We start from the raw sequence: 15,767 nt of genomic DNA on the forward strand, positions 1-15,767 counted from the left end.
AATGAATATTCGGATTAAATTGGCGATTTGCTAATTTTTTAGAAGAGATAGACCGAATGTACATTCTTAGTGAGGTGGATCAATTTGCAATTTCAAGTATTGAACAGTCCGTTTAATCAGGAGCAGGCGGAGCTCCTCAACCGCATTCTGCCGACATTGACAGAGACACAAAAGGTTTGGCTAAGCGGTTATCTTGCAGCTTCTTCATCGACATTTGTCCTCGGTGCATTAGCCGATGCAACTCAAAACTCAGAGAGTTCGTCCCAACAAAACGGGCAGTCCATCTCGAATGAAATCACGGTTCTTTTTGGATCACAGACCGGAAACTCTAAGGGATTGGCGAACAAAGCTGGTAAAAGGCTGGAGGCAAACGGGTTCAAAGTAACGATCTCATCCTTGAGTGACTTCAAAACGAACCAATTAAAAAAAGTGAAAAACCTTTTAATCATTGCCAGCACACATGGAGAGGGAGACCCGCCTGATAACGCACTATCGTTCCATGAGTTTTTATACAGCAAACGGGCACCGAAGCTCGAAGGACTTCAGTTTTCCGTATTGGCACTGGGCGACAGCTCATATGAATACTTCTGTAAAACGGGCAAAGATTTTGATTCCCGTTTGGAAGAACTGGGAGGTACAAGGATCTATCCACGTTTCGATTGTGATGTGGATTTCGCGGAACCGGCAGAAGAATGGTTGGAGGGAGTACTTGGCAGTTTAAAAGGTGCTGAAAATTCAAGCACAACAGCACAGGCTGTATTGACTTCTTCGGCATTGGCAGTAGAATCTGAGTTTTCTAGAACCAATCCATTTAAAGCTGAAATTCTCGAAAACCTGAACCTGAATGGACGCGGCTCTAATAAAGAAACCCGACATTTGGAAATCTCCTTAGAAGGGTCAGGATTGACCTATGAACCAGGAGATGCACTAGGGATTTATCCTGAAAATGATCCAGACTTAGTAAGTTTACTCCTGGAACAATTATCCTGGAATGCAGATGAAACTGTTACTGTAAATAAACAAGGTGATGCCCTTTCCTTAAAAGAAGCATTACGGACTTATTTTGAAATTACTGTACTTACAAAACCACTTTTAGAAAATGTCGCACAACTTTCTGAAAGCGAAGGGTTAAAAGAACTTTTAGTTCCAGGTAATGAAGCAAAAGTGAAGGAATACTTAAATGGCCGTGATTTAGTCGATTTAGTGAGGGATTTTGGTGTTTGGGGCAGCTCGGGACAGGAATTTGTTTCGATTCTTCGTAAAATCCCGCCACGTCTATACTCGATTGCCAGCAGCTTAGCGGCAAACCCTGACGAGGTGCATTTAACCATTGGCGCCGTTCGCTATGAGGCCCATGACCGTGAACGGAAAGGGGTCGCTTCGATCCAGGCAGCAGAACGATTACTTCCAGGAGATCTTGTATCGGTATTTGTTCAGCAAAACGACAATTTTAAATTGCCAGCAGATCCGAGTACGCCGATTATCATGGTTGGTCCTGGAACTGGAGTTGCACCGTTCCGCGCTTTTATGCAGCAGCGTGAAGAAGAGGGGGCGGAAGGGAAATCCTGGTTATTCTTTGGGGACCAGCATTTTACCACCGATTTCCTTTATCAAACGGAATGGCAAAAATGGGTAAAAAATGGCGTATTAACAAAAATGGATGTAGCGTTTTCCCGGGACAGAGAACAAAAGGTATATGTCCAACACCGAATGCTTGAACATAGCAAGGAATTATTCTCATGGCTTCAAGAAGGGGCAGTGGTGTATATCTGTGGCGATGAAAAACACATGGCCCAGGATGTCCACGCTACACTTCTTGAGATTATTGAAAACGAAGGCGGCTTAAGCCGTGCTGAAGCGGAAGCTTATTTGGCCGATATGCAGCAGCAAAAACGTTATCAACGTGACGTATACTGATTTTTTTCGACGGAAGGAGTCTTTGTAAAAAATGGTGAAGCAATTACTGAAAGCGCCAGATGGTCCGCCAAGTGATGTTGAGCGGATTAAGATAGAAAGTAATTATTTACGGGGAACACTCAAGGAATCCTTATTAGAACCGCTCAGTTCGGGGATTTCCGATGACGATAACCGATTAATGAAGTTTCATGGCAGCTATTTGCAGGATGACCGCGACCTTCGCAATGAGCGCCAAAAACAAAAATTGGAGCCTGCTTATCAATTCATGCTTCGTGTTCGCTTACCCGGCGGAGTGGCATCTCCTGATCAATGGCTGACAATGGATGAATTGGCACAACGAAACGGAAATGGCACATTAAAACTAACGACACGACAAACCTTCCAAATGCACGGGATCTTAAAGTGGAATATGCGGGATACCATCCAAACCATTCATAAGTCACTTATGGATACGATTGCTGCCTGCGGTGACGTAAACCGTAATGTGATGTGTATTTCCAACCCTTATCAATCGGAAATTCATGAGGAAGTGTATGAGTGGTCGAAACGTTTAAGTAATGATCTGCTTCCGCGCACGAGAGCCTACCACGAAATTTGGCTTGATGAGGAAATGGTTGCTGGAACACCTGACGTGGATGAAGTGGAACCAATGTACGGACCGCTTTATTTACCTCGTAAATTTAAAATTGGGATTGCCATCCCACCTCAAAATGATATTGATGTTTTTTCACAGGATCTAGGATTTATTGCCATAGTGGAAAACGACAAGCTCATTGGATTTAACGTGGCCATTGGTGGCGGAATGGGGATGACCCATGGCGATAAAGCGACCTATCCGCAATTATCAAAGGTCATCGGTTTTTGTACACCTGATAAGTTATATGAAATTGCCGAAAAAACAATTACCATCCAACGGGATTACGGAAATCGTTCAGAGCGTAAAAATGCCCGCTTTAAATATACCGTTGACCGACTTGGCTTAGAGGTCGTAAAGGAAGAACTGGAGAAACGTCTTGGCTGGAAGCTGGCCGAAGCAAAACCGTTCAAATTCGAGTCAAATGGGGATCGTTATGGCTGGGTAAATGGTGTACGAGGAAAATGGCATTTCAATTTGTTTGTTGAAGGAGGCCGAATTGCTGACTTTGACGATTATAAATTAATGACTGGGTTACGGGAAATTGCCAAGGTTCATGATGGAGAATTCCGATTAACCGCCAATCAAAACGTGATTATTGCCAATGTTTCAACCCAGAAAAAGAAGCAAATCAGTGAATTGATTGAACAATACGGATTAACAGATGGAAAGCACTACTCTGCACTTCGTCGCAATTCTATGGCGTGCGTGGCACTTCCAACCTGTGGATTGGCCATGGCCGAGGCAGAACGCTACTTACCGACATTGATTGATAAAATAGAGGAGATCGTTGATGAGAACGGTCTTCGCGAAGAAGAAATTACGATTCGGATGACCGGCTGTCCAAACGGCTGTGCCCGGCATACTCTTGGTGAGATTGCCTTTATTGGGAAAGCACCAGGCAAATACAACATGTACCTCGGAGCTGCATTCGATGGCAGCCGACTAAGCAAAATCTATCGTGAAAATATTGGCGAACAAGAAATTCTGGCAGAATTACGCGTCTTACTTGCTCGTTTTGCCAAAGAAAAATACGATGGGGAACACTTTGGTGACTTCGTCGTTCGTGTCGGCATCGTGGAGGCTGTCACAGATGGTACGAATTTCCACGACTAAGCTGATAAAAAAATGCCAAGGCTGCACGCCTCGGCATTTTTTTATTTTGAATAGCTGAATTCTAGTTCATCCTTATTGGGGTTATAATCTACATGAAGGTTATGACCATTGAAAAACCATAAGTCCGAACTTTCAACATAGAAGATGATTCCGCCTTTTTCCGTTTTCACGGCCGTGTCCACAGGTTCGTTGTCAACCGTGAACCCGAGGGCGAAGTTTTCTTGAATGGGGCTGCTTCCGTATATTTGACTGTAAAATTTGACATGATCTCCGCTTGCCAATTCTACTTCTTCTTTAAACCAACTAAGTGCCGCTTCACTGATGAATATTTCCATAACACTCTCACCTTTTATTTAAAGTTTGGTTAATCAACGTTATTTTTTCCGCTGGAAGGTAAACTAACCATTTTCACTAGGATACCATGTTTAATAGGTAACAAGTCAAATGACCAACTCAGCACCTTATAAAAAATATGACATTTTTTATAAACAGCTTTAGCCGTTATTGTTAATTTAAGGTATTGGATTTATAATAAAGGTAAATAGAGTTTGTGAAGAGGTGAGCAAACCATGGAACGTGAAAAAAAGAAAGTAGTGATCCTAGGAGCTGGATATGCAGGTTTAATGACGGCATTGTCGCTCCAGAAAAAGGTTCATCCAACTAGGCTTGAGATCATTTTAGTCAACAAAAACGATTATCATTATTTCACAACAAAGGTGCATGAAGCAGGTGCAGGGACAGTGGACCCTGAAACGATAAAGATACCTATTTCTGAGGTGATTGATCCAGAAAGAGTGACCTTTATTCAAGATGAATTCATCGGATTGGACACATTGCGAAAAGAGGTTTTTTGTAAAAACCAAACTTTATCTTATGACTTTGTTGTGGTGGGGGTAGGAGGTACACCAAAAAATATAGATATTCCAGGGCTAAAAGAGAATGGATTCTTTTTAACAGATTGGGAAGCGACCTACAGGCTGCATAACCATCTTGAGGAGCAATTCTTATCCTACAGTCAAAACCCTTCGGGAGAGCTGAATATCGTTATTGGAGGAACAGGGTTTACCGGAATGGAGTTTATTCACGAATTAAAGGAAAGCATTCCTGTCTTTTGTGAACAATTTGCGGTCAATGTTAATGATGTGCACGTAACGGTTCTCGAACCAAATCAACAGGTACTGCCTGGAATGCCTGATTTGATTGTCGCAGATGCCATCAATTCTTTAAATCGACTGTCTTTTGAATATAAACTTGGCGTGACAATTACAGGGATCGAAAAGGAGAAAGTCCTATTAGCAGATGGTACTGAAATTTTATCTGACACCTTCATTTGGGCTGGAGGAATCCAGGGGAATCCATTATTAAATGGTCTGGGATTCGAGCTAATGGATGGTCGGGTGAAACTTAATGAATTCTGTGAAGTACCTGGTCACCATGATGTGTTTGTGTTAGGAGATGCCTCGGCAAGTTTAAACGAAAAAGGAATTCCATATCCAGCAACAGCACAAATTGCCATACAACAAGGACAATATTGCGGCTACAACATTGCTATGAAAATTTATGGACAACCCTATAAACCATTCCAATATCACTACAGAGGCATGGTTCTTTCACTTGGAAAAGGCAACGGTTCCGGAATCGTCTACAACCATCATATCAATGGTCATGTAGCAGCATTCATGAAACGAGTGATTGAATGGAGATACCTGTATATGCTGGGCGGGTTGGCGCTCGTTAGAAAACAACGGAAAAAAGGTGCTTAATACCATAAAAGCCCCAATAAACCGGACCTTACTCTGGAATATTAGGGCTTTTTTATCTTATTTCTTCCTTCTTTTATATAGGTCAATCGTTTTATAGCCTTCTGCTAATACGCTCTCCATTTCTAAAAGTCGTTTGTCCTGTGTTTCTTTACGCTTTGCACTATAAATATATCTGGCCCAATCCTTCTGATATCCAGGCGTTAGATCATGATAAACCTTTTGTAGTTCATTATTTTTAGAAAGGTATTGTTTAATATCTTCTATATGGACGATGTAATCATCAACACATTGACTGCTTTTGGTCGATGTTGTTTTTTTCGCTTTTTTTGGGACTGATTTAAGTCCCACAACGGTAAAGGTGTCATTTAAACTGACCATCCTGGAAAATTTGATTTGACTATTAAAAACATAGCCATCCTCATCCGACGCCAATGCAGGTAAGAGTTGGTCACGATCTATGTATTCCTTGTATTTTTTGTTATTTTTTTTAGGATATGCAACATAGGTATAGCCATTATCCTCCAGTAAATGACGATCAATGATTTCATGAAGCAGGGAAGAGAACTCGTCTAAACTAAATACAAATGCAAAAATGAGGTCATACTGTTCCTGTTTGATCGTAGAATCAAACTCCAGTTCATGTAACTCATCAAGATCTTCTGGTTTTTGGAGAACAAGCTTTTTCAAATATTTTTGCAATCCCAATTTATCCACGATGCTTTTAACTTCAGGCATTTCACAATCTCCTCTCAGTTGTATATACCCTCATTATAGCAATATGGAAGTATGTGCGAAAATTCATTTGCCAAAAATCCCGTTTATTTTCGTGACATTCGTTGAAAAATAAGGTCAGGATGATTTCGGTAAATTTAGACTATGTGTATAAAAATAGTAGATGTTCTTATTTTTCTCGTTAAAACCATTAGATTAAAGGATTTTTTTATTGCATTTTTTATACTTAAGGTATAAGATAGTGTTTATGTAAAATTTGAGTTCAATAAATTGAACTATTCGTCCAAGGGGGAAATTACATTTATGGATCAATCCATTAAAAAGAATGACCGTCCGCCGTATGGTGTGATTGCTGTGTTGATGGTCGGTGCATTTATTGCATTTTTAAATAATACATTATTAAATATCGCACTTCCATCCATTATGAAGGATTTAGATATCGAGGCATCTACCGTCCAATGGCTAACAACCGGATTTATGCTGGTGAACGGAATTTTAATTCCTTCTACAGCGTTTTTAATTCAAAAGTATACAGTTAGAAATATTTTCTTATCGGCAATGCTATTATTTTCACTCGGTACAATTGTCGCAGGATTCGCTCATGTTTTTCCATTATTATTAACAGGTCGTATGCTGCAAGCATCCGGTTCAGCGATCCTAATGCCGTTATTAATGAATGTAATGCTTGTCAGCTTCCCAGTTGAAAAAAGAGGAGCCGCGATGGGGGTTTTTGGACTAATCCTTATGTTCGCTCCAGCCATTGGCCCAACTTTATCAGGTTGGATTATCGAACACTATGATTGGAGAATGTTGTTCCACTTTATCACTCCAATAGCGATTATTGTCCTTTTAATCGGATTTTTCATGCTAAAGGATAAGAAAGAAAAAGTTCACATCAAATTAGATTTTCTATCCTTAATTTTATCAAGTATCGGTTTTGGAGGAATCCTTTATGGGTTCAGCTCAGCAGGTACTAAAGGCTGGGATAGTCCTGAGGTTTATGGCACCATTACTGTTGGGGTTATATCGTTAATCATTTTTATCATTCGTCAATTAAAACAAGATGCACCATTACTAAATTTCCGAGTTTATAAATATCCAATGTTTGCATTATCATCAGCTATTGCGATGGTCGTCAATATGGCCTTATTTTCCGGGATGATTTTATTACCAATTTATGTGCAAAATCTCCGTGGCATTTCACCAATGGATGCCGGCTTGTTGCTTTTACCTGGGGCATTGTTGATGGCATTCATGTCGCCAATCACCGGTAAATTGTTTGATAAAATTGGCGGTCGGATTTTAGCTGTTATCGGGCTAATCATTATTGTTGTGACAACATATGAATTTAGTCAATTAACCTTGCATACCACCTATAAACATTTAATTTTGATTTACTCCATTCGTTCATTCGGGATGTCCATGGTGATGATGCCAGTTTCAACAAACGGATTAAATCAATTACCAAAGAGTTTCTATCCACACGGAACTGCGATGAACAACACAATGAACCAGGTGGCAGGGGCTATTGGTACTGCCTTAATGGTCACGGTTATGACAAATAAAACAGAAACATCCGCAAAGGAACTTGGTGCAGCGGCGATGAAACATTTAACCACCCAGCCAACTCCACAAGTAATTGCCCAAATGAAACAACAAATCATGATGGAAGCCATGCTAAAAGGAATTAACTTTGCCTTCCTCATTGCAACAGGGATCGCAGCGGTAGCCTTAGTTCTCGCTTTCTTCATTAAACGCTCAAAGCAAGCCGAAGAACCTATGCAAGGAACACAAATTGAAAAAAAAATGACAGCAAAACTTGCTGAAAATTAATGTAATCCAAAAACAAGTAAAAGGAGCCAGGCACCATTTTCCTTTCTTCAAGAAAAGCTCTCTGTTCGAGGGCTTTTCTTTTATTTAAGCTCTGTTAACATTTGTGTAGATATTTCGGCAGAAGAAAAAGAGCCTTAATAGGCTCTTTCATGATTTAAAAAACATCTGTACACTACGGAGCAAATGGAATTTTACCAGTAAGCAACAAGATGAACGTGATTATCCAGAATATAAAGAAAGACAAAGAGAGAATTAATGATACTATAGGAATTAACTTTTTCTCAGTTTTCTTCACTATTCCGACTAAAGATAGAAAAACACCCATAACAGTAAGAAAAAACGTTATATAATCCCCAACTAAATTCCCGTTATTAGCTATTCTTGTTGGTGTTACAAACACTATAAAGAAGCAAACTATTCCAATAGCAAACGAACTATAACTGATCATACTGTATTTTTTAAACGGAACAGTATTGTTTTCCAAATTAAAACCACCTTTCAAATTCATATTTATCTTATGTCTGTAAGACTAATTAATTTAATTCTAACACGATTCACCTAAAAAATGGGATTATAGGAATATTTTATTAAATTATACTAAACCATTAGGCGATGATGAAAATTAACAATATTCATTAACAGTGCATTTAGTTATATTAAGAAACTTGCGTATCTATCTTGGTACAAGTTGATCGCCAATCGGCTAGTTTTCTTTATAAATTTGTCATTTTGCGTTATTATTTTTAACGAGTAAATCAATAAACTTGATTGAAACTATTCAATAGGAATCCATTTAAGTGAGGTATGATAAAGATGTTTTTAATCGGCGTTATCATTGTCATTGTGTTGGTTCATTTTCTGATCATCAAGCCTCTCCAACAAAGAAACCGTGTTGATATTTATGAACCGCAGCGTGGGGGATTTGGCGGAACAGGACAGGGGTACTTTGGATCAGGTCGTGGTCCAGGTGGATTTGGCGGATTTGGCTCGTTTGCCGGGGGAATGGCTGCCGGTGCCTTGTTAACCTATTTATTTGAGCAGGGGAGAATTGGATTTGACCAATTTCACGCCTTGCAGCAATTACAGGACCACGAAATTATGCAGGAACTGATGGATCAAAATATCATCCAAGAACATGAAATTGATCAGCTGCAAGAAGAACTGGGGCAATATCAAGATAACAACCAAATGGACGATTTAGACTCCGATGATGATAACGATAACCAACTAGACGACAATAACTTTAATGGCTGGGACAGTGGTGACGACAATTGGTTGTAAGTTCATAAAAACGCAGTACCAGTCCCTTTTTTGAAGTGAAAAAAGAGACTGGTACCTTTCATTTTGAATTTTCTTAAAATAATTTTTATTGAAAGCGTATGCTATAATGTTTTTGTTGAGAAAAAAATCACAGTAAGTAAGGAGCTATCGGGATGTTGAAGGATTTTTTTATGGGGTTATCACAGAATCAATTTCTAAATAGCACTGCGAAGAAGTACGGCTTAAAGATGGGTGCGCAAACAGTTGTAGCCGGTACTAATATTGACGAGGCTATTAAGAGTATTAAGGAATTAAATTCTCACGGGATTTCCTGTACAGTTGATAATCTTGGGGAATTTGTGTTTAAAGAAGAAGAGGCACTTGCTGCGAAGGAAAATATTTTAAAGGTGATCGACGCCATTCATTCTAACAATGCAGATGCACATATTTCTTTAAAACCAACTCAATTGGGCTTGGATATTGATTACACATTCTGCTATAACAATTTGAAAGAAATTGTCCATGAAGCAAGCAAATATAATATGTTCGTCAATATTGACATGGAGGACTTCAAGCATCTTGAACCAACGTTTGACTTATTAGATGCTCTTTCCGTCGAATATGATAATGTAGGAACAGTTATTCAAGCTTATTTCCATAAAGCTATTGAGTACCTTGAAAAATATGAAAACTATCGAATTCGTTTGGTTAAAGGTGCCTACAAAGAGTCTGAAGAGATCGCTTTTCAGGATAAAAAAGACATCGATAAAAATTATATTCAACTAATCGAATGGCACCTGCTGAACGGCAAGTATACTTCCATTGCGACTCATGACCATCGAATCATTAATCATGTGAAGGAATTTGTAAAGAAACATAACATTCCTAATGATAAATTCGAATTCCAAATGCTCTATGGCTTTAGAAGAGAACTTCAATTGAAGCTTGCAAGCGAAGGGTATAATTTCTGTACATATGTTCCATTTGGAAACGATTGGTACGGATACTTTATGCGTCGACTTGCTGAGAGACCACAAAACTTAAATCTTGTAGCCAAACAAGTATTTAATAAGAAAACGAACACCATCCTTGGAGTGGCTGCTGGAGCATTTATGATTGGCCGAATGACAAAATCACAAAACAAAAAACGCAAATAATCTTCAAAAAACTACCTCCCATTGTCGAAATGGGAGGTTTTTTACATTATTATAGTGTTATTTTATCTAAATTAGCGTTACAATTGTTTTGATACAAAAGTAACAGGAGAGGGTAAAGTGAAATTCTCAAAACTGGGGACCGCGTTTATGGTGGGTTGTATGTTCTTCCTTCTTTCAGGTTGCGATACCCACGACGCTTCCAAGGAAGAATCAATAGTAGCGGTGGAATCTTCAAGGGAATCTACTGAATCAACGGATAATACCTCTACTTCAAAAACTGATCAACCATCTGTTCAAAAGCAAACTAGTCAAGCTGAGTTAGCAGCAAGTATGAAACTTGAACAGGCAACCATAGGCAGAGTAGTCGATGGGGATACTGTGGTCACAACGGACGGTAGAAAAATCAGATTGGTTGGGGTTAACACACCAGAATCAACAACGAGAATAGAAGAGTATGGCAAGGAAGCCAGTAATTATACCAAATCTAAACTGACTGGAAAACATGTGTGGCTGCAAAAGGATGTATCTGAAACTGATCGATACGGTAGGATTTTACGCATAATTTGGGTAACAGTTCCTACAAATGACATGGATGAAGCAGAAATAAGAGCGAAAATGTATAATGCTGACCTAGTTATAAATGGTTATGCTGAACCTTCGACTTATCCTCCAGATGTAAAATACAGCCAATACTTTGTAACATTTGCCAGGGAAGCCCGAAAAGCTAATCGCGGTCTCTGGTCATATGACCAACAAGGTACAACAAAAGGGGATTTAGATCGAGAGTACTCTGGGAAAAGCAGTTCCTCCTCAGGCGGAAAAAGCTCAAATGATGGGGTAAAAGTGTTCTTTCAAAACTGCACCGAATTGAGAAAAGTTTATCCAAATGGAGTACCTTCGACACACCCGGCGTATCAGTCATTGCTGGATCGTGATAAGGATCACTATGCATGTGAGTAGTTCAAAAGGGAGATACCTCAAAGGTATCTCCTTTATTAGTATTAACAAGTTGTTTTTATACTAAAGAAATACTTGTGAATATTTTTACAATTAATGGACACGTTCCGTTCATTGACCCTATACTTTAAATCATAATAAAGACTATCAGGGGTGAATGAAGTGCCGCATTATAATTGGTTGGAAGCCATCAATGTAACAGAAGATATGCTGAATAAAACAGACCCAAGGCTGCCTGTCATTTGGATCAGTGCACTTGATTGTACGGGATGTAAGGAGGCTTTTATCCGGTCGTCCGAACCGACAACCTTGGAAACCATTCTTAATTTTATTTCCTTGGAGTACAGTGAACTATTATCAGTGGCCAGTGGTGTACAAGCAGAAGAACATAAAGAAGCCATTTATGAAGAGTATAAGGGTAAATATGTTCTGGCCATTGAAGGAGGGATTCCTGGAAGCGATGATTTTCTAATGATCGCCGGTAAATCTGTGAGGGAGGAAATTTTAACTGCTGCCCAGAATGCCAAGGCGGTCATTGCTTTTGGAAGCTGTTCGGCATGGGGCGGAATTCCTGCTGCAGGAGTGAATCCCACCCAAACTGTTGATATTAGAGCCATCATTCCTGAAAATGTGCCAGTTGCCCTTGTTCCTGGCTGTCCACCCATTCCGGAGGTCATTATTGGTACCTTATTGCATCTTCATTTTCATGGAGAATTACCGGAACTTGATAAAAAACTACGCCCAAAGGTTTTTTATGGAACAACTGTACATATGACATGTCACCGCAAGCCATACTTTGATCAAAAATTATTTGCGGAATCCTATGACGATGAAGGGGCTCGAAAAGGGTATTGTTTGTTCAAGTTGGGTTGTAAGGGTCCAACCGCCTTTAATGCCTGCGAATCTATTATGGAGGAACGTTGTATTCGAGCTGGATTTACCTGTATTGGCTGTTCCGAAAAAGGATTTTGGGATAAAGGTGGATTTTGCGGTAAAAAGAAACGTGCCTAATCGTTAGAAGCCCCATATATAATACGGGGCTTTTATTGTTATGCATTTTTGGTGGTATTGCTTTTACCTTGATACGGCAAATGGATGATTCTTTTACCAGCTTTCCACAATTCATTAACAAGAACCGGTAGGAGGGAAAGAGCAAGTACTAGGAGCCAATCCTTCATTACTAAGCTATGAATCTCGAAAATACGGTTAAACAACGGAATATGCACTAAAGAGGCTTGAAGGATGATTCCTATACTAATAGATGCAATAAGAAATTTATTGGTCAAAAGTCCAATTTCAATTAGTGATTTGTGCTGATTTCTTACATTAAAAGAATGAAACAACTGGGAGACGCTTAAGGTAATAAAAGCCATGGTTTGAGCATGGGTGAGAGCATCCTTAGATACATGGGCAAAATCTATTGAAAAAATGGATTCAGCCCTAGTGTATATCGTCAATCCCGCTGTAAAAGCAAATAGTGTTATGACCCCAATCAAGATACCGTTCATAATTGTAAAGGCAGCGCCGCCATGAGCAAAAATACTTTCTTTAATCGAGCGCGGCTGCTCCTTCAGAATATCTGGGTCATCCGGGTCAACACCCAGAGATATGGCTGGCAAAGTGTCAGTTATCAGATTAATCCATAATATATGAATCGCTGTCAGTGGTGTAGGCCAGCCAAGTAAAATGGCAAGGAACAAGGTTATAATTTCACCTAGGTTACAGGATAATAAAAATAAAATTGATTTTTTTATATTTTGATAGATGTTTCTTCCTTCTTCCACAGCTGCCACAATCGTGGCAAAATTATCATCTGTCAAGATAATATCTGCTGCTCCTTTTGCCACATCCGTCCCGCTCATTCCCATTGCTACTCCGACATCAGCCTGTTTAAGAGAAGGGGCATCATTGACTCCGTCCCCGGTCATCGAGGCAATCTCTCCATTTGCTTTAAGTGCCTTCACAATTTTCACCTTATGTTCCGGTGAAACACGGGCAAAAACACGAAGATGTTTCACTTTTTCAATGAATTCATGCTCCTCCATTGAATCCAGTTCAGCCCCGGAAATAGTTTCACCATCATGACTGGCAATACCAAGCTGTTTTGCAATGGCAAAGGCTGTTTTTTGATGGTCCCCGGTAATCATGACCGTTTTGATTCCGGCCTGTTTACATAGCGAAATGGCTTCCTTTACTTCTTCACGAGGAGGGTCAATCATACCGGTCATTCCCAGGAGAATAAGGTCTTTTTCAAGGGATTGCTGAGTGAAATTTTCTTGCGGTTCAACCTCTTTATAGGCAATTCCCAGGACTCTCAAAGCTTCACTAGACATTTTGTTTGCCTCAGCTTTTATCATATTAATTAAATCCTGTGAAATTGGAACTGCTTTCTCATCAATGACAATATGTGTGGCTAATGGTAAAATACTTTCCAATGCTCCTTTCACCATAGCAAAAGTCTTGTCATTTTTCTTGTGGACGGTAGTCATCATTTTACGATCGGAATCAAAGGGAATTTCAAATATTCGATTATATTCCAAGTCTAATTCCTGCTTGTTGATCCCAGCTTTTCCCGCCGCAATGATGAGAGCTATTTCTGTAGGATCACCGGTTTGCTTTTCCTCTAAGACCTCCGCATCATTACATAAGGCCATCGCTTCAAAAAATAATTTTTCTAGATTAGAAGTGTGCTCCACCGAAGAGATGAGCTGACTTTTTCCATTAAGGAATACATGCGTAACTGTCATCTTATTTTGAGTGAGTGTGCCGGTTTTATCGGAACATATCACGCTGACTGCTCCAAGAGTTTCAACGGCTGGAAGTTTTCGAACTACTGCACGTCGTTTGATCATTCTTTGAACACCTAAAGCTAGAACGATGGTTACAATTGCCGGAAGGCCTTCGGGGATAGCTGCAACGGCCAGACTTACAGCAATCAGAAACATTTCCATCGGATTTCGATCTTGGAAAAATCCAATGGTAAAAATGATGGCAGAAATAATGACTGCCCCAAATCCAAGAATTTTTCCTAGCTCTGCTAATTTTAGCTGCAACGGGGTTTGTTCATGAGTTTGCTCCCCAAGCATATTGGCAATTTTCCCTATCTCTGTGTTCATACCTGTATGAACAACCACACCTTGACCACGACCATAAGTGGAAAGGGTCGACATAAAAGCCATATTTTGCTGGTCTGCCATGGAGATAGTGGTTTCCGTTTTCCAGTTTGCATCCTTTTCTACCGGAACTGATTCTCCTGTTAATGAGGATTCTTCCATTTTTAAGTTAACTGTCTCCGTCAGTCGTAAATCTGCAGGAATGTAACGTCCCGCATCAATCATGACAATATCACCCGGAACCAATCGTTCGGAGGGAATTTCCTGAAGGATCCCATCCCGTTTGACGACTGCCTTGGGAGTTGTCATTTTTTTTAGCTCTTCTAATGCTTTTTCCGCCTTCATTTCCTGCATGAGTCCAATCACAGCATTTAGAATAATGACAACTGCTATGATGATAGCGTCACTGTACTCACTTACTGCTATGGAAATGATAGCAGCTAATAGTAAGATATAAATCAAGGGGCTATTGATTTGCCTCATGAATAGTGTAATAAAGGAAGGCTTTTGGTGGTCAATAAATTCATTCGGTCCGAATTTCTCAAGTCGTTTGTTTGCCTCTTCAGAGGAAAGACCGGATTGTAAATTTGTGTCTAATTCTGATAAAGTTTCCCTAATACCTTTTGTAAACCACATCACCATTTCCTCCTATCTAAAAAATAGAATGGGATAATCATCTAATTTTATTAAATCATAGAAGATGGCCTTGTATTGTAAAATATTAGGTAATTCATAAATTATTCAAATATTCACAATGGGATAAATGGTAAAATGTAAGTGGAGAGTACTCATATTGAAAATTATATTTAAAAGGTGGCAATGGAGATGGATATACGGATATTGGTTGGGGTAGATGGTTCTGATTATTCAATACAAGCCCTGAAAGAATCAATTCGATTTGCAAATGCCTCACAAGGAAAGCTATACCTATTAAATGTTCAGCCCTCTTTTCATACGATTCATAACAAATTATTTATCGATGAAGAGCAGATAAAGGAATACCAACAGGAATTGTTTGAAGATGCAACCAAGCAAGCAGTGGAATTGATGAAAACGATCAAAGTTCCATACGAATTAATCATGAAAATAGGAGATCCTACACAACAAATTTGTCATACTGCGAAAGAATTGAATGTGGATTATATTGTCGTAGGATCAAGAGGCTTGGGGGTCTTTAAAGGGACTGTATTAGGAAGTGTTTCCAATGGTATTCTCCATAAAACAGAGATACCGATTTTAATCGTTCCCACTCACTAAAACTAGATTTTCACTCAAAACACTAGCA

At 39.5% G+C, this 15,767-nt stretch carries 13 protein-coding genes; 9 read left to right on the forward strand and 4 right to left on the reverse strand.

Annotation, left to right across the window (positions count from 1 at the left end; genetic code table 11):
* The first annotated feature begins 84 nt into the window (after positions 1-84).
* Entirely contained in the window at positions 85-1,917 is a 1,833-nt protein-coding gene (locus ACI3K6_RS03610) for an assimilatory sulfite reductase (NADPH) flavoprotein subunit (protein ID WP_435553745.1), read from the forward strand.
* Positions 1,918-1,948: 31 nt separating this feature from the next.
* On the forward strand, positions 1,949-3,667 hold the full coding sequence (gene cysI / locus ACI3K6_RS03615) for an assimilatory sulfite reductase (NADPH) hemoprotein subunit (protein ID WP_435553746.1): 1,719 nt from the start codon (positions 1,949-1,951) through the stop codon (positions 3,665-3,667).
* Positions 3,668-3,708: 41 nt separating this feature from the next.
* Here cysI and ACI3K6_RS03620 read toward each other — a convergent pair whose 3' ends face one another.
* Positions 3,709-4,002 (reverse strand): HesB/YadR/YfhF family protein, encoded by a 294-nt coding sequence (locus ACI3K6_RS03620; protein WP_335474820.1) that lies wholly within the window; start codon positions 4,000-4,002, stop codon positions 3,709-3,711.
* Between the two features lie 234 nt (positions 4,003-4,236).
* On the opposite strand from ACI3K6_RS03620, the gene ACI3K6_RS03625 reads away from it, so the two are divergent.
* The gene (locus ACI3K6_RS03625; protein ID WP_435553747.1) at positions 4,237-5,430 is read left to right on the forward strand and encodes an NAD(P)/FAD-dependent oxidoreductase; all 1,194 of its coding nucleotides are present in this window, start codon (positions 4,237-4,239) and stop codon (positions 5,428-5,430) included.
* Positions 5,431-5,487: 57 nt separating this feature from the next.
* Here the strand turns inward: ACI3K6_RS03625 and ACI3K6_RS03630 are convergent, their stop codons facing one another.
* Positions 5,488-6,165, reverse strand: coding sequence for a YdeI/OmpD-associated family protein (locus ACI3K6_RS03630; protein WP_435553748.1), 678 nt, complete (start codon positions 6,163-6,165; stop codon positions 5,488-5,490).
* Between the two features lie 300 nt (positions 6,166-6,465).
* Between ACI3K6_RS03630 and ACI3K6_RS03635 the strand changes: the two genes are divergently transcribed.
* A complete protein-coding gene (locus tag ACI3K6_RS03635) occupies positions 6,466-7,995 on the forward strand; it encodes a DHA2 family efflux MFS transporter permease subunit (protein WP_435553749.1) in 1,530 nt (509 codons plus the stop codon).
* Between the two features lie 172 nt (positions 7,996-8,167).
* Here the strand turns inward: ACI3K6_RS03635 and ACI3K6_RS03640 are convergent, their stop codons facing one another.
* Entirely contained in the window at positions 8,168-8,443 is a 276-nt protein-coding gene (locus ACI3K6_RS03640; protein WP_435553867.1) for a hypothetical protein, read from the reverse strand.
* A 365-nt stretch (positions 8,444-8,808) separates the two neighbouring features.
* Here ACI3K6_RS03640 and ACI3K6_RS03645 point away from each other — a divergent pair, with 365 nt between their 5' ends.
* The 4 genes from ACI3K6_RS03645 (at position 8,809) to ACI3K6_RS03660 (ending at position 12,380) form a co-directional block, all read left to right on the forward strand.
* Positions 8,809-9,276 carry a hypothetical protein gene (locus tag ACI3K6_RS03645; RefSeq protein ID WP_435553750.1) on the forward strand — a complete coding sequence of 156 codons (468 nt, stop codon included), beginning with the start codon at positions 8,809-8,811 and terminating at the stop codon, positions 9,274-9,276.
* 152 nt (positions 9,277-9,428) lie between these two features.
* A complete protein-coding gene (locus ACI3K6_RS03650) occupies positions 9,429-10,412 on the forward strand; it encodes a proline dehydrogenase family protein (RefSeq protein ID WP_435553751.1) in 984 nt (327 codons plus the stop codon).
* Between the two features lie 117 nt (positions 10,413-10,529).
* The gene (locus ACI3K6_RS03655; protein ID WP_435553752.1) at positions 10,530-11,372 is read left to right on the forward strand and encodes a thermonuclease family protein; all 843 of its coding nucleotides are present in this window, start codon (positions 10,530-10,532) and stop codon (positions 11,370-11,372) included.
* 159 nt (positions 11,373-11,531) lie between these two features.
* Positions 11,532-12,380: a hydrogenase small subunit gene (locus tag ACI3K6_RS03660; RefSeq protein ID WP_435553753.1), complete on the forward strand. Its 849-nt coding sequence runs from the start codon at positions 11,532-11,534 to the stop codon at positions 12,378-12,380.
* Between the two features lie 38 nt (positions 12,381-12,418).
* Here ACI3K6_RS03660 and ACI3K6_RS03665 read toward each other — a convergent pair whose 3' ends face one another.
* Positions 12,419-15,124, reverse strand: a complete 2,706-nt coding sequence (locus ACI3K6_RS03665) for a cation-translocating P-type ATPase (RefSeq protein WP_435553754.1) — start codon at positions 15,122-15,124, stop codon at positions 12,419-12,421.
* A 183-nt stretch (positions 15,125-15,307) separates the two neighbouring features.
* Between ACI3K6_RS03665 and ACI3K6_RS03670 the strand changes: the two genes are divergently transcribed.
* Positions 15,308-15,739: a universal stress protein gene (locus tag ACI3K6_RS03670; protein ID WP_435553755.1), complete on the forward strand. Its 432-nt coding sequence runs from the start codon at positions 15,308-15,310 to the stop codon at positions 15,737-15,739.
* The last annotated feature ends 28 nt before the right edge of the window (positions 15,740-15,767 follow it).

The organism is Neobacillus solisequens (assembly GCF_051233465.1).
In the GTDB taxonomy this organism is placed as follows: Bacteria; Bacillota; Bacilli; order Bacillales; family Cytobacillaceae; genus Neobacillus.